We start from the raw sequence: 22,767 nt of genomic DNA, 5'->3' as shown, positions 1-22,767 counted from the left end.
CATGATGGCCCAGGTGTCCCCATGACGGAAGACGCCGCGCAGGCTCCCCGCCGCCTCACGGGGCCACGGCGTAGCTCAGGTCGTGCGCGACGAGGGACACGGGCTTCAGCCGCAGCCACACCGTCCCCCGCTGCGCGGGATCGTCGTACAGGTAGTGCACGAAGCGCTCGTCCCACCGCTCCTCGTCCACGCCCAGATAGCGGACGAGCTTGCGCCGGCCCCGCTCGACACCGAACGGCACGAGTTCGGCCCGGCCCCGCGCGATCACCTGCCGGACCAGCCCGGTCGCCAGGTCGCACTCGTCCACCACCAGCGCGACCTCGGGATCGACCCGCACCCGGTCGAAGAGGCGGGCCCAGGGCCCGGTCAGCACCCAGAAGGCGCCCTCCTCCCACAGGAACCAGACGGGGCGCACCGTCGGCCCGTTGGTGGCGAGGCGTGCGGTGAGGGGAAGGCGCAGAAAGGCATCCACGTCGAAGGCGCAAGGAGTCATCGCAGCATCCTCGGCCCCTCGCAACCTCGTGCCCACCGACCGGAGACCTAGGACCTGGGACCTCCTACGGCACCACCGTCACCGGCCACCGCCCGGCCTTCACCAGGCGCACCGCCACCGATCCGACGATCCGGTGGCCCGCCTGCTCGGACGCCCCCACGACCACCGCGTCCGCCTTGAGGTCGTCCGCCGCCTTCACGAGGCCGCTGAACGGGTCGCCGCGGAACGTGTGGAACTCCCAGCGGACCTCGAATATCCCCTTGAGCCGCTCGGCCGCGTCCCGGATGTACGCCACCAGGTCCTCGGCGATCTCGTCGGTCGTCTCGGCCACCGGCGCCCCGAGCGCCGCGCCCGCCGCCAGCACCGGCTGCACGTACACCACGGCGAGCAGCGCGTGCTGGCGGCGGGCCAGGCCGGCGGCATAGGCCGCGGCCCGCAGGGACGAGTCGGAGCCGTCCACCCCGACCACGATCACCTTCGGCCCGTCCGTGCCCCGTTCGAACTGATGGGAGTGCTGTTCCGTCACGCCGCGAGGCTATCGGAGGACACAGCTCCGGCTCTCCGGCGGGAGTTGTTCGAGGGGCGACACGACGCGGGTGTTCCTGCACTTCGCCGTCTTCCGCTCCGTGTTCGAGGAGGGCGCCCGCGCCTCCTCTGCTACGCGGACGCCGCCTCGCTCGCCCGCGTCGGACTCGCCCCGGGCATCGCCGAGGGCTTCGTCTCCGTACCGTCGATGCGCACGTTGTGGGGACGGGCAACAGGGCACCCGAAGGGCGGACAGCGGCCCGCCACCACCGAGGGGCTGCCGTCACTGGCGGCGCTCGGCCTCGCCGGAGGGGACGGGACCGAGCCCGCCGACCCCCTCTCCGGCCTCTTTCGACCAGGTCCGGATCCGGCACCGCAAAAACCACGACGTGATGCTCGACCTCGTTCGCGAACTCGTCCAGGGCGCCGCGACCGCCGCCTTCGGCACGCCCCGTGGCCCACAAGGACGGCGAGGATTACGACATTTCCGGCGGTGGCCCGTCAGGACCGTCTACGGCGCCATCAGCGAGGCCTGGGCGACGAGATCCACCCGGGCACCGACATCGGGACCCCCAAGCGGTTGTGCGACGGCGCGGGGGTGCCGTACACCGCCGACGACGGCCATGGCGACGTCGTCCTGGAGATGCGCCGAACGCTGGGACCTCGTCGCCCTCGGCGCCGAACCGGGCACGGCCTGCTCGGCGCTGACCGACCCGTCGAGCAGCGCCGCCGCCTCACCGCCCACTCCCTCCTCGCCGCCGGGGTCACCGGACTGACGATCCGGGAGACCCTGCCGTTCCCCCTGGTGCGCCGCCGCTGACCCTTCCGCGTGAGCCGTTCGGGTGAAAACGCGCCGCCGCACCGGTGTTGCTCAGGTGCGTCGGCCCTCAGCCGGGCGACTGATGAGTCATGAAGAGGGATCAGTTGCTCACCCGCCGCCGGTTGTTGATCGCGGGCACCGGCGCCGTGGGAGCGGCCGCCACGGCCGGCGTGCTCACGCCGGTCACCGGGGACGGCCCCGCCGAGTCCGCCCCGGCCGCGGGGCCCCAGACCCGCCGCCCGCCCCACTCCTCCGCGTACCGTCTCCAGCCTCTGACCGGGTACGGGCCGCCGCAGGCCGCTCCCCGCCGGACCCTGGTACGCCGCGAACCGTTGCTGCGCGTCTCCGGCCGCGGCCGCACCATGGTCCTGACGTTCGACGACGGCCCCGACCCCCGCTACACCCCGGCCATCCTCGACACCCTGGCCGAGTACGACGTGCGCGCCATGTTCTTCGTGTGCGGGGAGATGGCCGCCGACAACAAGGTGCTGCTGGCCCGGATGGCCGACGAGGGCCATGTCGTCGGGAACCACACCTGGTCCCACCCGCTGCTCACCCGCCTCACCCGCCGGCAGATCCGCTCCCAGATGGAACGCACCTGCGATGTCATCGAGGAGGCCTACGGCGAGCGCCCCGAGTGGTTCCGCGCCCCCTTCGGCGCCTGGAACCGCGCCGCCTTCCAACTGGGCGCCGAACTCGGCATGGAACCCCTCGCCTGGACGGTCGACACCCTCGACTGGACCACCCCCGGCACCCGGTTCATCGTCGACCGGGTCGAGAACGGCGCCGCCCCCGGTGTCGTGGTGCTCTCGCACGACGCCGGGGGCGACCGCTCGCAGAGCGTGCGGGCCCTGCGGCGCTATCTGCCCGAACTGCTGGACTCCGGCTACCACGTCACCGTGCCCCGGCGCGTCTAGGGGTGACACATGCCGTCGGGCCTTCGCCCGCCCGGCCGGGGAACGCTCAGCGCACCTCGACCAGGCGGGCGAAGGCGACGACGTTGCCCTCGTAGCCGTTCTGCTTGGAGAAACCGCCGCCGCAGGTGATGACCCGCAGTTCCGCCGCCCCCTTGGAGGCGTAGACACGGTCGCCGGGGAAGTTGTCCTTCGCGAACACCTCGATGCCGTAGATCTCGAACACGGCGGTCTTCGCGTCCTGCCGGGCGACCTCGACGCGGTTTCCCTTCTTCAGGGCGCCGAGTCCGTAGAACACGGCGGGGCCCTGCTGGTTGTCGACATGGCCGACGACGACCGCGGTTCCCTTCTCGCCGGGGGTGACGGCGCCGGTGAACCAGCCCGCCAGGTTCGGGTCCTCCGGGGGTGGCGCGCCGACCCAGCCGTCCGCGTCCAGGCCCACGGGAATCATCGGCGCGTCGACCTGGATCGCCGGGATCCGGACCCGGTCCGGCAGGGCGTAGGGGAGGGGCTTGACGGCCCCGGCGAAGGTGGCCCCGGGCACGCGGCTGTCCGCCGCGGCCGCGGTCGCCGGCTGTGGCGGGCCCTCGTCGAATTCCCCCGAACCATTCCGGATGAGCGCGAGGCCGGTCAGCAGAACCAGCGCTATCACGCCCCAGGGGGCGCGCTTCTTCCGTCGCGCCTCCTCTTCCGCCTCGGCCAGCTCGGACGCAGACATGGGCCATCCCCTCTCGACGCGGCCGTCGCCGTGTCGTTCGCGCATACCAGAACGCTAAGTGCCGCGCGCGAAACCGGCGACGGGGCTGGAGCGAACGGGTGGCGCGGGGCTGTCCGGGGTGGTCACGGGCTGTCCGGGGTGACCGGAGCCGTGTGGTGCGCCATCCGAGTTGCCGCCGCGAGGAAATTTCTGACGGTCCGTGACCTGCGGCGATATCCGATTGCGCGGTTTTCCCGCGGTGCCTTCTCTCACCAGGACGGACCATTCCCGAAATGCGGGTCCGCGCAGAGCAACTGACTGTCTTTCTGGGAGGCGCTTTCTCGCCGATCGACCGGGGACGGGTCCCGGGGCGTCTTCCGCGGAGGTTCACATGCGTAACACTCGTGCCCTGGCGGTCGCCGGCGCCGCGGTCGCCGCCCTCGGCCTCTCCGCCCCCGCGGCCGTCGCGTGGGACACGCCCAGCAACATCGTCGCCCTGCCCAGCGTGATCGCCCGCGGCGGCCAGCTGACCATCACGGTCGACGGCTGCCGCCACGGTGGCACGGCTACCTCCAACGCGTTCACGATGCCGGCGAGGCTCTCGCCCATCTCCGGCGCCAAGGAGACGGCGAGGGGCACCGCCACCATCAGGAACGACGCCCGCCCGGGGCCGTACGACATCACGGTCAGGTGCGACAGCAGAAGTCTGACCAAGCCCCACGCGTTCACCGTCATCGGCGGTGTCCGCGGCGGTGTCGGCGGCAGCAGCACCACCGGTGCGACCCCGACCGACATGGCCATCGGCGGTGGGCTCGTGGCCGCCGCGGTCATCGGCGGCGGGGTGTTCTGGATGCGCCGTCGCGCCGAGCGGCGCGTCTGACGCCTCGCTCCACACCCCTTGGAGACCTTGCTCCTTGGACGCCTTGCTCCATGGACGCCTTGCTCCTTGGACTCCTTCGACGAGCCGCCTCGCACGTGAACGGTCTTCGCCCCGGATCCCTCGATTGGATCCGGGGCGAAGACCTGTGCGGTGCGCGGGACCGACCGCTCAGCCGGTGTCCTCGTCGGTGCGGCGGCGGGCGAGGTGGTACGCCGTGCCCAGTGCGCCGGCGATCAGGGCGGCCCCGAGGCCCATCTCCTTGAGGTCCAGGCCGCCGAGGGTGCCGCCCTCTCCCGCGTGCACGCCCTTCGACGGGTGGCGGTGGTGGCGGGTCGGGTGGTGCGCCGGGTGGTGCGCCGGTTGGTCGCCGGCGATGGTCAGGTGAGCGGTGCCGCTCGACCCGTCACAGAAGAACTCCACGTCGTACACGGCGCCGGGCCTGGCGTCCGCGTCGACTCTGGCCGGCGCCGACGACTTCTCCGGCGGGATGGCGACCGCGTCGAAGACCGGTGAGGATACCTCCGCCTCCCCCTCGCACGCCGCGTTGCGCTCCACCCACAGCGTGACCTGGGCGTCCGCCCCGACGGTGGAGGGCTGGACGCCGAAGTCGAAATCGGTCCGGACGGCCGCGTCGGCGGCAGGCACGCAGGAGGTGAGGGCACCGACGCCCAGCAGTACGGCCGAGGCCGAAGCGACGCATATCGCGCGCATGGTGAAACCTCCGGGTCCCCGAGGAGCAGCCGCGGACCTGTTCCGCTCGCGTCGGAAATGCACCTCGATGCCGGAAACGCTAAGAACGCGTGCAGGGCGGCGCGATCGCAGTAGCGCGAATGGGTCACACGTGTGGGCCGCCAGGGGGAGTGCCGTTGAGCGACCGGGGGGCGGCGACGGTGTGTCGCTCGCCCCCCGGCCCGGTTCCGGGGGCCGTCAGTCCCCGGCCCCCGGGAAGAGGTTCAGGAAGGGTTCCGCCGACGCGGTCACGCCCCTGCTGTAGGGCGAGTCGAAGTCCCAGATCAGGAACAGCAGGAAGGCGATCAGCGCCGAGAACAGCCCGGCGAGGACCAGTTCCCGCGTCGTTCTGCGGATCTGGAGGGCGAAGATCATCCCGATGGTGACGACGGCTCCGGCGATCAGGCCGAACCACACCACGCCCGGCATGGTCTCCCCGGTCGACTCCGCCCGGGCGATCCGGGCCTGGCTGGCCGCGGTCACCTGGTCGATGAGCGGCTGGTAGGCCTGGGCCTCGAAGTCCGTCTTCGGTTCGTAGTCGGTGACGTCCTGGCGGACGCGCTCGAAGAGCTCACCGCCGCGCTCGGTGACCTGGCCGTGGTCGGCCATGGTGTCCCACTCGGTGGTGACGACATGGCTCACATAGGCATGGATGTCGTCCCGGATGCGGTCGCGCACGTCGTCCGGGTACACCCGGACCCGCTCCGAGATCTCGTACAGCGCGGTGGCCTCCGCCTGGACGTGGTCCTGGGCGGCGCTGCGCCCCTCCCACACGCCGGCGATCGCCAGACCCAGGACGATGGCGTACACCACGCCGATCCACATCGTCATGTACTCGATGACGTCCGGGGTCTCGCTGGGGTCCTCGTCGTCGGACGCCGTGCGGTGGCGCACGACGGTGATGACGACCACTACGACACAGGCGGCCAGCATCGCGAGGGTGAGAACAAGCCATTCCGGCAAGAGATGCCTCCAGAGCTTCAGGGATCAGCGCGCGCGCAGCGCGGCGACGGCGACCACCGCGGGCACCGTGACGAGCAGGACGAAGGTGAGCGGCGACATGGTGTGGCTCGCCGGTCGTGGCCGCGGCGCGGCGCGGTACCGCGGATAGCGCACGGGCGTCGCGGACGGACGCGGCGTGGGCTTCGCCGACGGCTTCGGAGCCGGGGCGGGGGGCGGGGGAGGTACCGGTCTGGGAGCCGGCCGGGGCGGTGGCGCCGGGCGTGGCGGGGGCGGCGGAGACGGAGGCGGCGGCTCCGGTCTGGCCGTGGGCGTCGGTTCCGGGGGTGGGGGTGAGGGTGGCGGTGGTGTCGGGTCCGGCTTCGGCGGGGGCTTCGGAGTCGGCTTCGGCGGTGGCGGCGGCTTCGGCGGAGGGGGCGTCGGGGTCGGCGTGGGCGTGGGGGTCGGTGTGGGTGGCGGCGGGCACGGCGGCTTCGTCGGCCAGGTCATGCTTCCGGCGACCGCCACCGCCTCCGTGCCGTCCGGCCCCGTCCAGGCGTACGCGCAGGCGTCGGCCACCGCCACTCCGGACGGTGCGCCGACCAGTGCCCAGGTCAGCGTCGCCACCGCCAAGGCCCTTGCGGCGAGGGCGGATTGAGTCGATAGGGGTCCATGCACGACGAAGATCATGAGCCTTGTGCCGCCGGGACGTGCCGGAGTGCAAGAGGATTGCCCCGAAAGAGGGATTTTCAGGTGCCGCGGGTTTGCCGGACGGTCACCCGTGGCCTTTCGACCCGTACCCGTGTGCGGTGACGAGCGGCGGCCGTCACGGGTTCCGGAAAGAAATTTGGCCGGTGGTTGAACACAATCACGCCTCCCGTGCGTACTCATGGCCGTGCGGCGGCGCAGCAGGGCGCTGCAACACCCTTGCGATTATGGGGAGTTGACGATGAAGACCTCCTGGCGGAGCGCCTCACTCGTGGCGAGCGCCGCGGCGGTCCTGGCGCTGACGACGGCGTGTGGTCAGGACAGCCCTCCGGCGGCCAGCCAGAACGTGGGTGCCTCGGCGGCGCCCGGGGACTACGGAAGCATCGGCACCGGGAACGGAGTGGCCGGCACCGCCGGCGGCCAGCAGGCCGCGCCGAGCCCGTCCAGCCCGTCCAACCCCGCGGGCAAGCTGTCCGTCGCCACCGCCGAGGAGGTCGGCAAGGTGGTGACCGACAGTCTGGGGCTCACCCTGTACCGGTTCGACCAGGACACCGAGCAGCCGCCCAAGTCGAACTGCGACGGCGACTGCGCCAAGACCTGGCCGCCGGTGCCCGCCGACGACGCCGAGGCCGGCGAGGGCATCGACAAGGCGCTGCTCGGCTCGGTCACCCGGGCCGACGGCACCAAGCAGCTGACCGTCGGCGGCTGGCCGGCCTACCGCTACGCCAAGGACGTCAACGCCGGTGACGTCAAGGGCCAGGGTGTGGGCGGCAAGTGGTACGCGCTGGCCCCCGACGGCAAGAAGGCACAGGGCGGCGGCGGGGCCGGCAGCGCGGGGGCCGAAGCGCTGCCCGGGCTGTCCACCCGCAACGACCCGAAGCTCGGCGAGATCGTCGTCGACAAGAACGGCATGACCGTCTACCGGTTCAAGAAGGACGAGGCCTGGCCCAAGCCCGTCTCCAACTGCACCGGCGAGTGCCTGGAGAAGTGGCCGCTCGTGGAGCCCGTCGACTACGCCGACACCAAGGGCATCCAGGAGAAGGGCTACATGATCTTCGATCGGACCGACGGCAAGGGCAAGCAGCAGACGATCAACTGCTCGCCGATCTACACCTTCGCCGGTGACAAGGCTCCCGGCGACACCAACGGCCAGGGCGTCGGCGGCACCTGGTACGCCGTGCGGCCCGACGGGAAGCTGGTCGGCGCGTCGGAGAAGTAGAGAAACCTCCCCAGGGTTGATCATCTCGTCCACCCGACGGAGCCGACCCGGTCCGCCCCTCCGTACTCCACGGAGGGGCGGACCGTTTTGCCGTGCTCGGACACTGTTCGTCATATGTTCGAAGGGCATGCGGGCGGGTATCAATTCGGCACGTGCCGCAGGCAGTGACCGGGAACGGATGGTCAATTTCCGTTTCGGGTCGCTCCATTGGCGGGCGATCAGTAGCCTCTGCTCGAACACCGGATCGCCTACGCCTTGGAGAGATAGATGGAGCGTCCCGCCTGGGCCCCACGGAGCATCGACATCTCGGTGCCCAGCATCTCCCGGATGTACGACTACTACCTGGGCGGATCGCACAACTTCGAGGTCGACCGGGAAGCGGCCCGCAGGGCCATGGAGTTCATGCCGGGACTCCCCAAGATCATGCAGGCGAACCGGGCGTTCATGCGCCGCGCCGTGCGGTACGCGGCCGGCCAGGGCATCAGCCAGTTCCTGGACATCGGCTCCGGCATACCCACCTTCGGCAACGTGCACGAGGTGGCCCAGTCCGCCCGCCCCGGCGCCCGCGTGGTGTACGTCGACCACGACCCGGTGGCCGTGGCGCACAGCCAGGCGGTCCTCGAGGGCAACGACGACGCGGACATCGTGGCCGCGGACCTCCGCAAGCCCCAGGAGATCCTGCGCAGCCACGAGGTGGAGCGCCTGATCGACCTGAATCAGCCAGTGGCGTTGCTCCTCGTTGCCATACTGCACTTCGTGGAAGACGAGGACGACCCGTACGGGGCGGTGGCCGAACTGGGCGAGGCGCTCGCGCCCGGCAGCCTGCTCGTGCTCACCCATGCCTCGTACGAGGGCGTCCCGCTGCCACCGGAGCGGGCCGGGGGCGCGGTGAACGTGTACCAGGACATCCGCAACCCGCTGATCATGCGCTCGCGCGAGGAGATCGCGCGGTTCTTCAAGGGGTACGACATGGTGGAACCCGGACTGGTGGCGATGCCGCGCTGGCGGCCCGACACCGCACCGGAGGACGAGGATCCGTACGCGTTCTCCGGTTTCGCGGGCGTGGGGCGTACGGCGTGATCGCGGAACCCGACGGGCCGGAGGACAGACTCCGCCGGTTCGCGACGATCTGGAGCCGGGCCGTCTTCCCGGTGACCTCGACGTCGTCGACCCGGCCGGAGTTCGAGGAGCAACTGCTGCCCCTGGCCCGGCGGTTGAGCGAGGCACTGCTGGCCCGGGCCTTCGACGCCGACGCGGGCAGGGCGGTCGGCGCCGCCCTCGTGGACGCGCACTGCACCGACCCGGAGGCGCTCAGCCGCTCGCTGGACTGCGTGGACGCCTACCTGGTCCTGTACTGCGGCGGCGACGGCGACCAGGAGGACCTGCGGGCGCGCTCCGCACGCCTCCAGCACGCGATGGCCGCCGGGTTCGCGCAGGCGCTGCGCGAACGGACCCTGGCCGAACAGGAGGCCATCGCCCAGGCCGCCCTGAAGGCGCAGGGCGTGGTGGCGCAGGCCCTGCACGCCACCGAGGCCCGCTTCCGCGCGGTCTTCGAGGGCGCGGCCATAGGTATCGGCATGGCCGACCTCGAGGGCAACATCCTTCAGGTCAACGGCGCGCTGCTGCGCATGTTCGGGGTCTCCGAGCAGACGATGCGCAGCCGCAACGTCATGGAGTGGACCCACCCCGACGACGCGCCGCAGACCTGGCGGCTCTACGACGAACTCGTGCGCGGCGAGCGTGAGCACTACCACGTGGAGAAGGCGTTCTACCGCCCTGACGGAACGGTCCTGTGGACCAACCTGACGGTCTCCCTGCTGCGGGACGCCGACGGCAGCCCGCAGTACCAGCTCGCGCTCATGGAGGACACCACCGAGCGGCGGCTGCTCAACCTGAGGCTGCGCTACGAGGCCACGCACGACGCGCTGACCGGGCTGCCCAACCGCACCTTCTTCTTCGAGCGCCTGGAGAAGGCACTGGGCGCCGGGAAGGGCCAGCGGTTCGGCCTGTGCTACCTCGACCTCGACGGCTTCAAGACCATCAACGACAGCCTCGGCCACGCGGCCGGCGACCGGCTGCTGGTGGAGGTCGCCGACCGGCTCCAGTCCTGCGTCACCGCGCCGGGCGAGATGGTGGCCCGGCTCGGCGGCGACGAGTTCGTGGCACTGACCACGGGCCCCGACACCCAGCGCGAGGTCGACGAGCTCGCCGCCCGCATCATGAACGCGCTGCTGGCGCCGATCAGCGTCGACGGCCGGGAGCTGACCGTGCGCGGCAGCATCGGCATCGTCGAGGGCCCGGCCGGCGAGCGCAGCCCCGCGGAGGTGCTGCGCAGTGCCGACATCACCATGTACCGGGCCAAGTCGGCGGGCGGCAACCGCTTCGAACTCGCCGACCCGGAGGCGGACGCCCGCGCCATCACCCGGCACGGGCTGACCACGGCGCTGCCGACGGCCCTGGAGCGGGGCGAGTTCTTCATCGAGTACCAGCCGCTGGTCCATCTCGGCGACGGCAGTGTGCGCGGTGCGGAGGCCCTGGTGCGCTGGCTGCACCCGCAGCACGGGGTGCTCGGCCCGGACCGGTTCATCCCGCTCGCCGAACACACCGGGCTGATCGTGCCGCTGGGCCGGTGGGTGCTGGAACAGTCCGTACGGCAGGCCCGTGAGTGGCGGGAACTGCACGGGGGTGTCGAGGCCGTGGGTCCGCTGCGGATCAACGTCAACCTGTCTCCCTGCCAGTTGACCCACCCTGGTCTGGTCCAGGACACCGTCGACATCCTGGAACGCACGGGCATCGAACCGGACGCGCTCTGCCTGGAGGTCACGGAGTCGGCGCTGATCGGCGCGGACGACGATCTGCTCAAGCCGTTGCGCCGGCTGGCGGAGATGGGCGTCGACATCGCCCTGGACGACTTCGGTACCGGCTACTCCAACCTCGCCAACCTGCGCCGCCTGCCGGTCAGCATCCTGAAACTGGACCGCTCCTTCACCCAGGGCATGCAGCAGTTCCCGGCCGACCCCGTCGACCTCAAGATCGTCGAGGGGATCGTCTCACTCGCCCACAGCCTGGACCTCGCGGTCACCGTGGAGGGCGTCGAGACAGGGGCCCAGGCGGAACAACTCCGCATACTGGGCTGCGACACCGCCCAGGGCTGGTACTACGCCCGCCCGGGCCCGCCGGAGAGACTGCACGAACTGGCCCTGGCGGACGCGACGGGATGAGGCCGGGTCGGTCGCTCGTGGCCTGTGGGCTGGCGTCGGTCCGGGGGTGGTCGGTCACGGTGCGACCAACTGGCTGATGTCGGCAACCGGCGGGCGGGCCGGTCGCTCGTGACCTGTGGAGCTGGTGTCCGTCCGCGGTAGGCCGGTCCCCGTTCGACCAATTGGCCGAAGTCGATCGGCGGGGTGTCTGTCACTGTGCGTCCTGTGGGCTGATGTCGTTCCCGGGCTGGGTTCGGTCACCGTGTGACCACCTGGCTGACGTTGGTCGGCGGGTGGTCGGTAACTCCGCGTCCTGTGGGCTGATGTCGTTCCCGGGCTGGTCGGTCACCGTGTGACCACCTGGCCGGCGTTGGTCGGCGGGTGGTCGGTAACTCCGCGTCCTGTGGGCTGATGTCGTTCCCGGGCTGGTCGGTCACCGTGTGACCACCTGGCCGGCGTTGGTCGGCGGGTGGTCGGTAACTCCGCGTCCTGTGGGCTGATGTCGTTCCCGGGCTGGGTTCGGTCACCGTGTGACCACCTGGCCGACGTTGGTCGGGTGTTCGGTAACCCCGCGCCCTGTGGGCTGGCGGACCGGGGCTGGTCGATCACCGTGGGACCTGTGGGCTGCGTCGGTCGCCGCCTCGTCTGTCCCCGTTTTCCCGGGACGGTGCCAGTGCGTCGGGCGGAGGGGGCGGCCAGGGCACCCTGGGCGTCGCCTCCGCCCGGGCGGCGGAGCGCGGTGTCCGTGGTATTCAGCGGCACGGATGCTCTCTCCGGCCTTCGGCCGCTGCCGCGGCGGGCCCCCGCTCGGCCGGCAGGTGCGGCGGCCTCATGGCGCTGTCGGCCGCCGCGTTCCGCCGTGTCCGTCCGGTGGGTCGAGATGAGCACGCCACCCGTGCGCCGGCTCGTCGGCAGGACCCAAGAAACTGGGCCTGAAGGCCGAGCCGGAGTCACCCCCGGGCCGGGTCACGGCTTCAGCCCGAGAAGCGTGCCAGGTACGCCGTGTTCCTGGTGTCGAGGAACTCCAGCAGGGCGCCCACGCGTTCGCCCGCCTCCGGGTCGGGCGTCCAGATCCACATCTCACGTTCCTCCGGCACGGCCCCCCGCTGCGCCTTTGCCTCGAACCCCTCCAGCCCGAGCCGTACCGTCTCGGCCCCGTGCTCGATGGCCATACGGATGGGGTGGTAGAAGCAGGACCAGGGGTACGAGGGACCCCGGTCCGTGACGTCGTAGTCGCAGCCGTAGGCCATGAAGAGGCTGCTGCGCCGGCCCAGCAGGTGCAGTGCGCAGGCGATGAGGACGCCGTCCCGTCGGACCGCGGGCACCCGGACCGCGTCCGGCAGCGCCTCCGCCAGCACCGTGCGGGCCCGCTGGATCGCTGCCGGGTCGGGACGCCCACCGTGCTTGGCCAGTGTCTGGGCCTCCAGTTGGGCGATGCGCTCCGCGTGCGTGATCAGGTCCGTCTCGCCGGTCGACAGGCCGGACGTGAGGAGTTGCCGTTCCTCCTGGCGGTACCTGCGGCGGCGCCGGCTCGGCAACTGCTCCAGGTACTCCTCATACGTGGTGCAGCCGTTCAGATGAAAGGCCGAGGCCGCGGTGACGACCCCGCTGCGGAAGCCGTACTCGGCCAGTACACCGCGCAGCACCTTGTCCCCGGGACGGACGAACGGGAAGGCCACGGCTCCCGCACCGTGCTCCAGCGCCGCCGACCGCGCCTTCTCGATCAGCCGTCTCGTCACCTGTTCGGCTTCGACGGCATCCAGTCCGGGCCGCAGAATCAGCTCGCTGCTGTCGAAGCCCCGGATCACGTAGCAGGAGCCGAACCGCCGGTCGAGCACCTGCCAGACCGGCTCCGCGTCGTCCGCCGCCTCCCGCTGCCCGGCGCCGGCGAGATCCCGCAGGGTGCGGTGCACCCGCTCGGCATCCGGATCGTCCTCGGCGAGTCGCAGCACCGACGGCGAGCCGACGAACTTCCAGGGGTGGCTGGCCATACCGGTACGGGACGTGGTGAGCGCGCCGTGCAGCGCGCCGCGCAGCTCACCGGAACCGCGTTCCGTCACCACCAGGCTCTGGCCGGATTCGAGATACTCGCGGAAACGCAGATAGCCCCGGTCGGCGTCGATGTCGAGGTCGCGGGTGAGTGCGTCCCAGTCGTCGGCGGCAATGTCGCTCACGCCGTGCAGAACGTCCACAGTCATCGCTACGCAGTGCTCCTCGCCTGTCGGTTCGCGTGTCCAGGACCTCGGGCTGACGTTCCGAGAGGCCCGGTCCACCTTAGGGCCTCACGCCATTCCCCTTCCTGGGGAGTGGCCGGAAACCAGTGCTGGAAAGCCCCTGGGAATGGCTGACTCATACCCTTGTGACTCGCCCGACGGAGTGTTAATAGGGGTCGGGATATGGACAGCGCCTCATGCGATGATTCCGCGGTCGGTCGTGCACATGGCCTGGGTTCGGGGAATTTACCGTTCAACTGAGTCAGCTTCCCGCACCCCTCGCACCGGGTGCCGGAGTTCGGGCAGTCAGGTATGTGCACAGCATGATCGTGAATGGGGGAGAAGCGCGATGTTCTCGAATGAAGCTCGCCAATCGGACGCTTTGCTGAAGCGCGGTACCACGGCGTCCTGGCCGTATCCGGAGCAGACGGCCGACGCCCTGTCCCTCGCCACTCTCGCGGAGGAAGTCCGCGCCATACAGAGCAAGGTGGGACAGGTCCGGGCCGGGCTGACGCAGTTGTGGGAGGTGCAGGAGGCCCTGGGCAAGAGCAGCGAGAGCGGGGACGGACTGCGCCGGATCACCGGCCTGCGCGAGATCAACGCGCTGCTGACCGCCGCCGCTTCCGAATGCCGGCAGAGCGTGGCGACCGCACAGCCCAGGGGGCCGCGGCAGCCGGAGGTCCTGGAGCAGGCGCTGCCCCGGGACATCGCGATGCTGCGGCGCGGCGTCCGCATGCGCACCATCTACCAGCACACGGCACGCTTCAGTGCGCCGACCCAGGCTTACGTGGAGAAGGTGACCGCCCTCGGCGGAGAGGTCCGCACGCTGGCCGAGTTCTTCGAGCGGCTGATCGTCTTCGACCGGACGGTGGCCTTCATCCCGGATCCTGAGGACCAGCAGACCGCCGTGATGATCCGGGACCCGGCGGTGGTGGCGTTCCTCGTCGGCGCGTTCGACCGCGTCTGGCTCACCGCCGTGCCGTTCAGCTCGGCCTACGAGAGCCGCACCGAGGACGGAATAGTCCTGGCCATACAGCAGTCCATCGCCCGTCTGCTGCTGCACGAGGAGAAGGACGCGGCCATCGCCCGGCGGCTCGGCATCAGTGAGCGCAACTGCCGGGGCCACATCGCCAAGCTGATGAAACGCCTCGGCGCCCGCAACCGGACCCATCTGGGCTATCTGCTCGCGTCGTCCGGTCTCCTCACGGCCGATGCCGATGCCGGTGCCGACCGGGACGAGGCGGGCCAGTCCCTGTAGGCGGCCGGTCCCGGTGACTCGGCCCGGCTGATGCGGTCGGACGACCGGTTTTCGGAACGTTCGAGAAAATGCGCCGGCCCCTCTTTCATGCCGTCGTGCACGGCATACGTGCGTCTGCCCTCTGTGAGTTGTCTATGTCACACCCGGATGACGGTGTGCATCGCCGGAAACTCTGTCCTGCTGGGTCGAGCATGTACAGCGGTTACTGGGATCAGGTTCCGGACGAGCGCAATGAGGATGCCTGGGTTACCGGCAGTTCATAGATCAACAATGGCGCATGCTCGGCAACATGTCCAAAAACTGCATAAGCGGCGTGCAGAGGTGCACGTGTCACCAACCGCAGAATCGCCCCATACCCAGCAAGGAGTCATGTTGTGTCCGATCCTGTACCGGGTGGCTGATTACGTGTGTCCACTGTCCGGAAGGCTGTTGCCACTCAAGGAAATATGCGCCTAACATCCAGTTACAGATTGCGCCTGGCGAATGCCAGTGGGTGACAATGTGAAACGGGGGATCCCTGAAGGCTGATTCCGGCCTGCTCACGAGGCGGCCGTTCGACATCTCCAGCCATTTGGCACCGCTTCGGCATAGGTCGCCGACGCTGCACAGCGACGGGCCGTCCGGAGCGGACTAGGTGTCACCACCCGTTGTGCCAATAGATGGGAAAAGCATGAGCATGGAAACACTGAGCCCGGTCGAGGCGACCGAGCTCAGCGAGGCCGGATTCGCTCGGTACGCTGCCGAGGACTTCCGGAAAAGGGTCGCCGAGTACGACGCCGACCGCCTCCTCGAAGAGTTACAGGAACAGTTCGTGGGGATGCCGAGTGACCCCTACGCACCGAACGCGAACCGGTACCGCCGCTACGGCCGGGCCGTCTACGTACCGTGGAGCGGGAACCTCACCTGGCTCCCGCCGGTCGAGGACCCCGAGCTGGGCGAGGCCACCGAGTACTTCCAGGGGGACTTCAACCCGGAGTTCCGCGGCGCGCGCCGCCGGTTCCCGGCGGTCCCCGCCGAGGCCAGGGCCAACGAACTGCTGAGGCAGATCATCCTGTTCGACGCCGAGCAGGCGCTGTGGCTGGACGAGCTCCGCCAAGGCCCGGTGCACATAGGCATCCACTTCCTGACCCTGCGGGTCGAAGAGGCCGGCGAACGGGCCGTGCCCTCCCCGGACTTCCTGCACCAGGACGGCGAGCGCTTCACCTTCGCCCACCTGATCAACCGCGACAACGTCGTCGGCGGAGTGAATGTCATCGCGCCTCCGCGCTGCGCCGGAATGAAACCGGAAGAGATCTCCGCCGATCTCCGCCAGGCGGAGTTCACCCTGGAGAACCCGTTGGATTCCTACGCGGTCTACGACGAAAAGGTCAGCCACTACGTGAGCCCGGTGTGCAGGGGAGACGAGCCGCGCCCCGGCGAACGCGCCATCCTGCTGATCGACTTCACGCCCTACGTCCCCCACATCTAGCTGTACCTCCGGTGTGCGGCCCTTTACGACCGGCCGCACACCGGTTCTACGACAGGAATCAATCGAATGACCGTAGAGGAAACCGTGGCTCCGGCTCGATCAGCGCCGCCGCTCACGGTCTGGCTGGCCCTGCTGGGCGCACTCACCCTGTGGGCCTCGGCCTTCGTGGGGATCTCCTCCGCGCTCGCGGACTTCACACCGGGTGCCATCTCACTCGTGCGCTACGCGGTTTCCTCGGTGGTCGCCGTACTGATGTGGCTCGCGTACAGCCGGCGGCGCCGGGAGAAGGTGGAGGTTCCCGCCCGGCGGGACGTGTGGCCCATCGTGGCCTCCGCCTTCCTGGTCGTCGTGGTCTACAGCCTGGGCATCAACTACGGCGAGCAGTCGGTCACTCCCGGCACGGCCAGCTTCATCGCCGGTCAGGCGCCGGTCTTCAGCATCCTGCTGGCGTGGCTGCTCCTGCGTGAGCGGGTCGCGGGGCGCGGCTGGCTCGGCGTCGGCATCGGAGCGGCCGGCGTGGTGCTGATGCTGTTCGCCGACCAGAGCGGCGGCGTGCAGATCAACAACGGTTCGCTGTTCGTCCTGGCCGCGACGGTCGGAGAGTGCCTGTACTTCGTGCTGTCCAAGCCGCTGCTGGAGCGCTACAGCCCGCACGCGCTCAACGCGTGGGTGACCGTGGCCGGAACCGTCATGCTGCTGCCGTACGCGGGACAGGCCCTGTCGTCCCTCGCCTCGGCTCCCACCAGCAGCATCCTGCTCCTGGTGTACCTGGGCATCTTCCCCGGTGCCGTGGCCTATCTGCTCTGGAACATGGCGCTGGCGCACCTCAGCGTCACCGCGACGACCTCGTCGCTCTACGCACTTCCCGCCATCACGATCGTGATGTCCGTGCTCTGGGTCGACAAACTCCCGAGCACGCTCGGAGTGATCGGCGGGCTGGTCTCGCTGGTCGGCGCCGGACTGGTCGCCAACCGGCAGAGTCACTGAATCCGCAATACCGATCCGAACCATCTCGAGAACCCAAGAGGAACGATGCTTGCCAGATGTCGTTACCCGGTCGCTACTCCCCCCACCGCCCGAGCCGCGCATCCGTCCGCGCTGCCGCAGAGTGACCAGGACACCGGCTGGGGGTATTCCTTCGCTCTGATAAGGAGCGGATTCCGAGATCGGCCTGCCGGCGCCGCGGACGGACCGTCCGTGTAAGGCGCCGACCAGGGTGCTTCGCCCGCCCCGCCGACCCGACCGGGTCGGCGGGGCGACGTCATGTGCGACGGGCCAGGACGTAACGGACGGTGGTCCAGCCGGCGGTGACGAAGAGCAGCACGCCCAGGCCGGCGTAGGCGCCGACGACCGAGAAGCGGTCGCAGACCCAGCCCATCAGGGGGTTGGCCAGCAGCACGCCCACCGTGCCGGCGGTGACCACGCGTGCCACGTGGCTCGCGGCCTCGCCCGGCTCCCGTTCGGCGGCCAGTTTGAGGACGTCCGGATAGGCGATCCCCTGCGCCACCCCCAGCACCAGGAAGGCGGCCAGCACGAGGAGGCGCTGCCGTCCCGCCAGCGCGGCGAACAGCAGCAGCGAGGCGAGCGGGCCGGCCACCACGAACGCGGCCAGCGTCCCCCATCGGGCCCTGACCAGGTCGCCGGTGAAGCGGATCGCGATGCCGCCCAGGGCGTAGGCCGCGTAGACGGCGCCCGAGTAGCCGTCGAAGCCGAGGCCCTCGTCGACGAGCGTGCCGTGCCAGGCGTTGACGGCGGCCTCCATCCCCAGCAGCACGAAGGACAGCGCCATCAGGACGGGCATGGAGAAGCGCACTCCCACCGGATCCGCCGGTGCCGTGTCCGGCCCGGCCCCGGACCCGTCCGCGGCCGGTTCCGCCAGCGGCCCGATGCGCAGGGCGAACAGCCCCGTGACCCCGACGAGCAGGACCACCCAGAAGTGCACGACGGCCGGCAGCCGCCAGGCCGAGACCACGAACGCGGTCAGGCCCGCGGCGAGCACGCCGAGCGAGTAGCAGCCGTGGCAGGACGCGAACACCCGGCGTCCGGTCAGCGACTCGATCAGATGGGCCCGGCTGTTGCCCTCCACCTGGAGCACGGCGTTGGCCACCCCGAGCAGCACCAGCAGGCAGCAGAGCAGTGGCACCGAGGAGCACAGGCCGATGCCGAAGACGGTCACGGTCATGCCCGCCAGGGCCAGTGCGAGGGCCCGGTGGGCGAGCCGCCGCGGAACCAGCCGGGGGTAGGCCCGGGCCGTGACCAGGGTGACGGCCGGTGCCGTCATGAGCAGCACGCCCCAGGCGCCGTCGCTCACCGTGAACCGGTCGTGCACCCGGGCCGTCTCGCTGAACCAGGAGGTCAGCGGATAACTGGTCAGGAAGTAGACCGCCCTGGTCTGCCGGATCATCCGGGCCGGCCGGAGCGTCGCGACACCCGCCCCGGCGCCGTCCGGCGCAGTCACGTCCACCAGCGCAGCACGTCCCGCAGCCCCCGCGCCGTGTTGTCGGCGAAGGACTGCACCCGCGACTCGGGCAGCGTCACGCCCTCGCTGTCCCTGGCCCGGAGCAGCGACTCCACCATGTCCGCACGCTCCAGCGAGCCGAACCGGAAGGTGGGCCCCGCCCCCTGAAGGAACTGCGCGAGGGAGGGGATGTCGTGCCAGGCGATCCGCAGCCCGGGCGAACCGAAGCGCAGTGTCTCCAGCAGGCTCAGCGGCGCCCCTTCGAACCGGGAGGCGAAGACGACGATCTCCAACGCCTCCTCGCGCAGGAGGTAGTAGGGCAGCAAGGGGTCGAAACGCCGGATCACCGTGCAGGAACCGGACGGCACGTGGGCGAGCTGTTCGTCGAGCAGCGCGACGTACTCGGGCGCGGACACCTCCTGCGGCATCAGCAGCACGCAGTGCCAGTCGTCGGACGAGCGCTCCCGGAAGTCGCTCCACGCGGGGATCAGGGCGTCGAACCCCTTCTGCCAGGCACACCGCCCCCAGGAGAACACCAGCCGTTTGTCCAGCGGCACCCCGGCCCGCTCCAGGTGCTCCCGGCGCCGCGCGGCGGGCACCTCGGCGGGGAAGCGGAACGAGCCGGCGGGAATGCCGTTGACGAAGGGCGCCAGCTGAGCCGAGGTGCGGCCGTAGCCGGTGCGGAGAATCTCCTCGAAGTAGGGCCCTATGCAACCGATCCGGTCCTGCGCGAACTCGGCCATCGCGTCGAACCCGCGCTTCTCGAAGACCGCCCGGTCACTCACCACCTGGTCCTGGAAGACCGGGCCCAGCGTGTGCGGCACGAAGACGATCTGCACCCGGTCGAGGTCGCGCAGACAGTCCCGCAGCGGAGCCAGCATGATGCCGTGCGCGAGCACGGTCACCTGGTCGTGGCGCTCGGCCAGGGCGCGGACCTGCCCGGCGACCGAGGCGCACATGCGCTCCCAGCGCCGCGGATCGCCGAGGGACCACACCGCTCGCAGGCTCGACGGGTCGTCGACCTCGGCCCACAGGAACTCGCCGCCGTGCTCCGCGCAGGCCGAGGACACCAAGGCGTGCACACGGGGGGAGAAGTCGGAGCAGGCTGCATCGATGCGCGGGCTGATCGCGTACAGCGACCAGTCCTGCCGCAGCAGACGCGGCACCTTCTCGACGATGGCGTCGATCTCCTCGAAGAACCAGTGAACGACGCTGGCGATGCCGCACTCGACGGTCGCGAGCCCGTCGATGGAGGTGACCACGAGAGCCTTGCCCACTTCTCCTCCGCATCATTGAGGGGGTACGGCCACGGAGACCCGGCGGAGCTACGCCGGGTCACCGTCCGGGGTGTCCAGAGCTGCCACGAGCCGGCTGCCGCGCGCCACGAATCCGAAGCAGCGCTCGACGTTGTAGAGGGTGGCCCGCAGGCAGAAATCGGGGGAGGTGGTGCCGACGCAGTCCTCCAGCAGCACCGCGTCGTACCCGAGGCACGCGGCGTCCGTCAGGGTCGCCAGCACGCACTGGTCGGCGTTGACCCCCGCGAACAGCAGCGTGTCCACACGGAGGTTGCGCAGCACGGAGTCGAGCGGGGTGTCGAAGAAACCGCTCATGCGGTGCTTGGTGATCCGGATGTCCCGCGCGTCCGGTTCCAGGCCGTCCACCACCGCGGCGCCCCAACTGCCCTCCTCCAGCACCGGGCTGTCGCCGCCCGGCAGCACCGACCCGATGCCGCCGCCCGTGCCCGCCAGGTCGTAGGCGTGCAGCACGTTGGGCGGGATGTTGACGCGGTCCGGGCGGCTGCCCCAGTTCAGCCAGATCACCGGAACTCCGGCGTCCCGCAGGGCCGGGAGCGTCCCGGCGATGGAGGCGATGAGCCGGTCCGCGCCGGAGACGTCCAGGCCGATGGAGGCCAGCCAGCCCCGGGGCGAACAGAAGTCGTTCTGCATGTCGACGACGACCAGGGCGCAGCGCGCCAGGTCGAGCGTGAGCCGCTGGGGCGCGGCGGGCACCGTCACCGGGCGCGGCGCGGGCACCGGACGCCGCAGGTCCACGTGCGCCCCCGAGGCCTGCCAGCTGTTGGCGGCGGTGGGGCCGAGCGGCCGCATGACGTCCGTGGTCACGGGTGTGCTCCCGCGGCGTGGTTGTGGGTGCCGGGGTCGTCGAACGCCAGGGCGTTGTCGGGCGAGTCGGTCACTCCGCACAGCAGACGCACTTCGCCGCGCTGCCAGATCGTGCCGACCTCCGCGAACCCGGCCTGCCCGAGCGCGTCGAGGTGGATGCCGAACCCGGCGGACAGGTCCGAGTGGTTCTCCCCGTCGTAGCCACGACGCCTGCGCTCGGCCACGGCGTCGGCGAACGCCGGCTCGGCCTGTACCTGTTCCCACCACTCGTACCAGCCGTCCCCGCGTCCCTCCGGGAAGCGGCGGGCGTACTCGCGGCGGAGCAGGGAACGGTCGAGCCGCGACAGGACCGGGGAGGCCTCGCGGTCCCGTTCCAGCTCGTCGCAGTTGAGGAGGATGCCTCCCGGGCGCAGCACCTTGGTCATCGCCGTGTAGACCGCGACCAGCGTCGCGGGGTCCAGCCAGTGCAGCGCGGTGCTGCTCACCACGGCGTCGGCCTGCCGCTCCAGACCGAGCCGGTCCACCCAGCCGGGGGACCGCAGGTCGGCGTCGACGAAGTGCAGCCCGCGCACGCCGCCGTGGGCGGCCCGGCCGAGTTCCAGCAGCAGCGGGTCGGCGTCCACGGAGACCACCGTCGCGTCCGGGACGCGCGCCAGCAGCCGTACTCCGATGGACCCCGGCCCGCATCCGAGGTCGAGGACGAGCGGATCCGGGCGGCCGCTGATCTCCTCGACGGCGTCGATGATCGCGGTGAACTGTTCCTCGCGCTCGGGCAGGAAGGCCTCCTGCTGGCGGTCCCAGCGCTCGGCCCAGTGGCGTGCCGTCGGTGCGGCGGTGGAGGTCATCGGCGGTCCCCTGCGGTGTCGTGTGTGGTGACGGGCTCCACGTCGTAGAACGACGGGCCGTCCAGGTAGCGAATGGTGTTGGCGTCCCGCAGCACGGTCTCCTCGCTCTCGTGCATGAGGACGACGACCGCCGGATAACTGAGGTCGTCCACCGTGCGCCGGATGCGTCCGCCCGGGGTGACCGCGACCCGCATCTCGTGGAAGCTCTCCAGATCGCGCAGCGCGTCCAGGCCGCGGTAGGCGCGGAGCGTTCCGGCGTACGGCGAGACCAGCCCCACGAAGGCGCAGTGCAGCTGCAGCGGGTCGTCGTCGCGGTGGTGGGCGAGGAAGTGCTCGGGCCGCAGGTACGCCTCGACCGTCCAGTCGAGCTGCGACTGCCCGCGCGCGATCTGCGCGTAGTGCGGGAGGTTGGCGCCGCCGATGCGGGCGCCGGCTTCCACCAGGACCGGCCCGGAGTTCGTCAGCTTGATCTCGACGTGCGCGGGACCGTGCCGGATGCCGAGCGCGTCCAGCACCTGACCGGCGTACGCCGTGAGTTGCTCCTGCGCCGCGCCGTGACGTGGCATGAGGTACACCGTGTCCGACAGGTCGGCCACACCGTTGGCGGTGATGCGGGTGGTGCGCCAGATCTCGCAGACGCGGTGCCTGCCGTCCCGGCTCACCGTGTTCACCATGTACTCGGTGCCGCGCAGGTACTCCTGGGCGACGGCGGCCGTGTTGGGCATCGAGAAGACGTTCTCGCTGCCGACGATCCGCGCCACGGCGGCCGCGGACTCGTCCGGGCTGTCGCAGAAGGCGATGCCGTCGCCGGCCGCGCTCCGCAGCGGCTTGACGACGATCCGGCCGCCGACGGACCGGTGCCACTCCCGCACGTCCTGTTCGGTCCGCACGAGCCGCTGCCGGGCACCGGTCACGCCCGCCTGTCTGATCGTCTCGATCATGACGTACTTGTCGCGCCGCGCGGCGCTGAGGGCGGTGCCGTTGGTGGGCAGGCCGAGTGCCTCGCTCAGCGCGTCGGCCAGTTCGACACCGATCTCCCCGCCGGCCACCACCGCCGTGGGCGAGTGCGCCGCGACGGCCGCCACCGTGGCCGTGAGATCGCCCTGGTGGACGATGTTCGCCACGTAGTCCGACAGGTCGAACGGCCCGCGGTAGGCCGCGGGCACCTCCGGAGTGCTCTGTACCCGCACCACGGACGTGCCGCGCTTGCGGAACTCGTCGACCAGCACCTTGGACAGTCCATAGGAGTCGACGACGGCGACAAGAGGGGAGTCGGGCATC

21 protein-coding genes and 1 pseudogene are annotated in these 22,767 nt (G+C 70.7%); 10 read left to right on the top strand and 12 right to left on the bottom strand.

The genetic code is table 11. The features are described 5' to 3' along the window. Positions 1–55 precede the first annotated feature (55 nt). The gene (locus SCNRRL3882_RS04480; RefSeq protein WP_010037275.1) at positions 56–493 is read right to left on the bottom strand and encodes a pyridoxamine 5'-phosphate oxidase family protein; all 438 of its coding nucleotides are present in this window, start codon (positions 491–493) and stop codon (positions 56–58) included. A 64-nt stretch (positions 494–557) separates the two neighbouring features. Continuing rightward, positions 558–1,019, bottom strand: coding sequence for a universal stress protein (locus SCNRRL3882_RS04475; RefSeq protein WP_010037274.1), 462 nt, complete (start codon positions 1,017–1,019; stop codon positions 558–560). A gap of 379 nt (positions 1,020–1,398) precedes the next feature. Between SCNRRL3882_RS04475 and lysS the strand changes: the two are divergent. Together lysS and SCNRRL3882_RS04465 are read left to right on the top strand one after the other, a co-directional pair. Continuing rightward, positions 1,399–1,838: pseudogene (gene lysS, locus SCNRRL3882_RS41295) on the top strand (lysine--tRNA ligase); the annotation flags it as partial. An 89-nt stretch (positions 1,839–1,927) separates the two neighbouring features. Then, positions 1,928–2,755, top strand: coding sequence for a polysaccharide deacetylase family protein (locus SCNRRL3882_RS04465; RefSeq protein WP_029180982.1), 828 nt, complete (start codon positions 1,928–1,930; stop codon positions 2,753–2,755). Positions 2,756–2,801: 46 nt separating this feature from the next. Here the strand turns inward: SCNRRL3882_RS04465 and SCNRRL3882_RS04460 are convergent, their stop codons facing one another. After that, complete coding sequence (locus SCNRRL3882_RS04460; RefSeq protein ID WP_010037271.1) at positions 2,802–3,470, bottom strand: class F sortase; 669 nt, start codon at positions 3,468–3,470, stop codon at positions 2,802–2,804. Between the two features lie 370 nt (positions 3,471–3,840). Here SCNRRL3882_RS04460 and SCNRRL3882_RS04455 point away from each other — a divergent pair, with 370 nt between their 5' ends. Further along, positions 3,841–4,329, top strand: coding sequence for a hypothetical protein (locus SCNRRL3882_RS04455; RefSeq protein ID WP_010037268.1), 489 nt, complete (start codon positions 3,841–3,843; stop codon positions 4,327–4,329). Between the two features lie 168 nt (positions 4,330–4,497). Here the strand turns inward: SCNRRL3882_RS04455 and SCNRRL3882_RS04450 are convergent, their stop codons facing one another. From SCNRRL3882_RS04450 to SCNRRL3882_RS42190, 3 genes are all read right to left on the bottom strand, one after another. Beyond that, positions 4,498–5,040: a hypothetical protein gene (locus SCNRRL3882_RS04450; protein WP_010037266.1), complete on the bottom strand. Its 543-nt coding sequence runs from the start codon at positions 5,038–5,040 to the stop codon at positions 4,498–4,500. A gap of 216 nt (positions 5,041–5,256) precedes the next feature. Further along, on the bottom strand, positions 5,257–5,991 hold the full coding sequence (locus SCNRRL3882_RS04445) for a DUF4239 domain-containing protein (RefSeq protein ID WP_010037263.1): 735 nt from the start codon (positions 5,989–5,991) through the stop codon (positions 5,257–5,259). 54 nt (positions 5,992–6,045) lie between these two features. Beyond that, positions 6,046–6,174: a hypothetical protein gene (locus tag SCNRRL3882_RS42190; protein WP_267880838.1), complete on the bottom strand. Its 129-nt coding sequence runs from the start codon at positions 6,172–6,174 to the stop codon at positions 6,046–6,048. A 151-nt stretch (positions 6,175–6,325) separates the two neighbouring features. Between SCNRRL3882_RS42190 and SCNRRL3882_RS41290 the strand changes: the two genes are divergently transcribed. The 4 genes from SCNRRL3882_RS41290 to SCNRRL3882_RS04425 all read left to right on the top strand — a co-directional run bounded on the left by SCNRRL3882_RS41290 (position 6,326) and on the right by SCNRRL3882_RS04425 (position 11,145). Then, complete coding sequence (locus SCNRRL3882_RS41290) at positions 6,326–6,655, top strand: hypothetical protein (RefSeq protein ID WP_197709805.1); 330 nt, start codon at positions 6,326–6,328, stop codon at positions 6,653–6,655. A 291-nt stretch (positions 6,656–6,946) separates the two neighbouring features. Next, complete coding sequence (locus tag SCNRRL3882_RS04435; protein WP_010037259.1) at positions 6,947–7,924, top strand: SCO0930 family lipoprotein; 978 nt, start codon at positions 6,947–6,949, stop codon at positions 7,922–7,924. 267 nt (positions 7,925–8,191) lie between these two features. Next, positions 8,192–9,004, top strand: coding sequence for an SAM-dependent methyltransferase (locus SCNRRL3882_RS04430; protein WP_010037256.1), 813 nt, complete (start codon positions 8,192–8,194; stop codon positions 9,002–9,004). Beyond that, complete coding sequence (locus SCNRRL3882_RS04425) at positions 9,001–11,145, top strand: putative bifunctional diguanylate cyclase/phosphodiesterase (protein WP_010037254.1); 2,145 nt, start codon at positions 9,001–9,003, stop codon at positions 11,143–11,145. Before SCNRRL3882_RS04430 ends, SCNRRL3882_RS04425 begins: the two co-directional genes overlap by 4 nt. Before the next feature lie 953 nt (positions 11,146–12,098). On the opposite strand, the gene SCNRRL3882_RS04420 is transcribed toward SCNRRL3882_RS04425, so the two are convergent. After that, on the bottom strand, positions 12,099–13,322 hold the full coding sequence (locus SCNRRL3882_RS04420; protein WP_010047264.1) for a GNAT family N-acetyltransferase: 1,224 nt from the start codon (positions 13,320–13,322) through the stop codon (positions 12,099–12,101). Between the two features lie 364 nt (positions 13,323–13,686). On the opposite strand from SCNRRL3882_RS04420, the gene SCNRRL3882_RS04415 reads away from it, so the two are divergent. From SCNRRL3882_RS04415 to SCNRRL3882_RS04405, 3 genes are all read left to right on the top strand, one after another. Next, positions 13,687–14,595: a LuxR C-terminal-related transcriptional regulator gene (locus SCNRRL3882_RS04415; protein WP_158688463.1), complete on the top strand. Its 909-nt coding sequence runs from the start codon at positions 13,687–13,689 to the stop codon at positions 14,593–14,595. 670 nt (positions 14,596–15,265) lie between these two features. Continuing rightward, positions 15,266–16,063, top strand: coding sequence for a 2OG-Fe dioxygenase family protein (locus SCNRRL3882_RS04410; protein WP_102514737.1), 798 nt, complete (start codon positions 15,266–15,268; stop codon positions 16,061–16,063). A 66-nt stretch (positions 16,064–16,129) separates the two neighbouring features. Continuing rightward, the gene (locus tag SCNRRL3882_RS04405; protein ID WP_010047275.1) at positions 16,130–17,050 is read left to right on the top strand and encodes a DMT family transporter; all 921 of its coding nucleotides are present in this window, start codon (positions 16,130–16,132) and stop codon (positions 17,048–17,050) included. Positions 17,051–17,324: 274 nt separating this feature from the next. On the opposite strand, the gene SCNRRL3882_RS04400 is transcribed toward SCNRRL3882_RS04405, so the two are convergent. The 5 genes from SCNRRL3882_RS04400 to SCNRRL3882_RS04380 are packed head-to-tail and all read right to left on the bottom strand — an operon-like array spanning position 17,325 to position 22,766. After that, positions 17,325–18,521: an MFS transporter gene (locus SCNRRL3882_RS04400; RefSeq protein ID WP_158688464.1), complete on the bottom strand. Its 1,197-nt coding sequence runs from the start codon at positions 18,519–18,521 to the stop codon at positions 17,325–17,327. After that, entirely contained in the window at positions 18,518–19,798 is a 1,281-nt protein-coding gene (locus tag SCNRRL3882_RS04395) for a glycosyltransferase (RefSeq protein ID WP_010047279.1), read from the bottom strand. The genes SCNRRL3882_RS04400 and SCNRRL3882_RS04395 overlap by 4 nt, the downstream gene beginning before the upstream one ends. Positions 19,799–19,846: 48 nt before the next feature. Beyond that, a complete protein-coding gene (locus SCNRRL3882_RS04390) occupies positions 19,847–20,641 on the bottom strand; it encodes a cysteine hydrolase family protein (RefSeq protein WP_010047282.1) in 795 nt (264 codons plus the stop codon). Next, positions 20,638–21,486 carry a class I SAM-dependent methyltransferase gene (locus SCNRRL3882_RS04385; RefSeq protein WP_010047285.1) on the bottom strand — a complete coding sequence of 283 codons (849 nt, stop codon included), beginning with the start codon at positions 21,484–21,486 and terminating at the stop codon, positions 20,638–20,640. Before SCNRRL3882_RS04385 ends, SCNRRL3882_RS04390 begins: the two co-directional genes overlap by 4 nt. Continuing rightward, positions 21,483–22,766 carry an ATP-grasp domain-containing protein gene (locus SCNRRL3882_RS04380; protein ID WP_010047287.1) on the bottom strand — a complete coding sequence of 428 codons (1,284 nt, stop codon included), beginning with the start codon at positions 22,764–22,766 and terminating at the stop codon, positions 21,483–21,485. The genes SCNRRL3882_RS04385 and SCNRRL3882_RS04380 overlap by 4 nt, the downstream gene beginning before the upstream one ends. Between the last annotated feature and the right edge of the window lies 1 nt (position 22,767).

The sequence above is a fragment of the Streptomyces chartreusis NRRL 3882 genome (assembly GCF_900236475.1).
In the GTDB taxonomy this organism is placed as follows: Bacteria; Actinomycetota; Actinomycetes; order Streptomycetales; family Streptomycetaceae; genus Streptomyces; species Streptomyces chartreusis_D.
Note: the sequence above shows the minus strand (reverse complement) of the source record. Positions and strands in the feature narration are given on the sequence as shown.

Bases quoted from the DNA above. Each gene is read 5' to 3' on its own strand.
- SCNRRL3882_RS04385 (WP_010047285.1), bottom strand. From the start codon at position 21,486: ATGACCTCCACCGCCGCACCGACGGCACGCCACTGGGCCGAGCGCTGG.
- SCNRRL3882_RS04435 (WP_010037259.1), top strand. From the start codon at position 6,947: ATGAAGACCTCCTGGCGGAGCGCCTCACTCGTGGCGAGCGCCGCGGCG.
- SCNRRL3882_RS04405 (WP_010047275.1), top strand. From the start codon at position 16,130: ATGACCGTAGAGGAAACCGTGGCTCCGGCTCGATCAGCGCCGCCGCTC.
- SCNRRL3882_RS04410 (WP_102514737.1), top strand. From the start codon at position 15,266: ATGAGCATGGAAACACTGAGCCCGGTCGAGGCGACCGAGCTCAGCGAG.
- SCNRRL3882_RS04430 (WP_010037256.1), top strand. From the start codon at position 8,192: ATGGAGCGTCCCGCCTGGGCCCCACGGAGCATCGACATCTCGGTGCCC.
- SCNRRL3882_RS04450 (WP_010037266.1), bottom strand. From the start codon at position 5,040: ATGCGCGCGATATGCGTCGCTTCGGCCTCGGCCGTACTGCTGGGCGTC.
- SCNRRL3882_RS04460 (WP_010037271.1), bottom strand. From the start codon at position 3,470: ATGTCTGCGTCCGAGCTGGCCGAGGCGGAAGAGGAGGCGCGACGGAAG.
- SCNRRL3882_RS04480 (WP_010037275.1), bottom strand. From the start codon at position 493: ATGACTCCTTGCGCCTTCGACGTGGATGCCTTTCTGCGCCTTCCCCTC.
- SCNRRL3882_RS04445 (WP_010037263.1), bottom strand. From the start codon at position 5,991: ATGCTGGCCGCCTGTGTCGTAGTGGTCGTCATCACCGTCGTGCGCCAC.
- SCNRRL3882_RS04420 (WP_010047264.1), bottom strand. From the start codon at position 13,322: ATGACTGTGGACGTTCTGCACGGCGTGAGCGACATTGCCGCCGACGAC.
- SCNRRL3882_RS04380 (WP_010047287.1), bottom strand. From the start codon at position 22,766: ATGCCCGACTCCCCTCTTGTCGCCGTCGTCGACTCCTATGGACTGTCC.
- SCNRRL3882_RS04415 (WP_158688463.1), top strand. From the start codon at position 13,687: ATGTTCTCGAATGAAGCTCGCCAATCGGACGCTTTGCTGAAGCGCGGT.
- SCNRRL3882_RS04455 (WP_010037268.1), top strand. From the start codon at position 3,841: ATGCGTAACACTCGTGCCCTGGCGGTCGCCGGCGCCGCGGTCGCCGCC.
- SCNRRL3882_RS04465 (WP_029180982.1), top strand. From the start codon at position 1,928: ATGAAGAGGGATCAGTTGCTCACCCGCCGCCGGTTGTTGATCGCGGGC.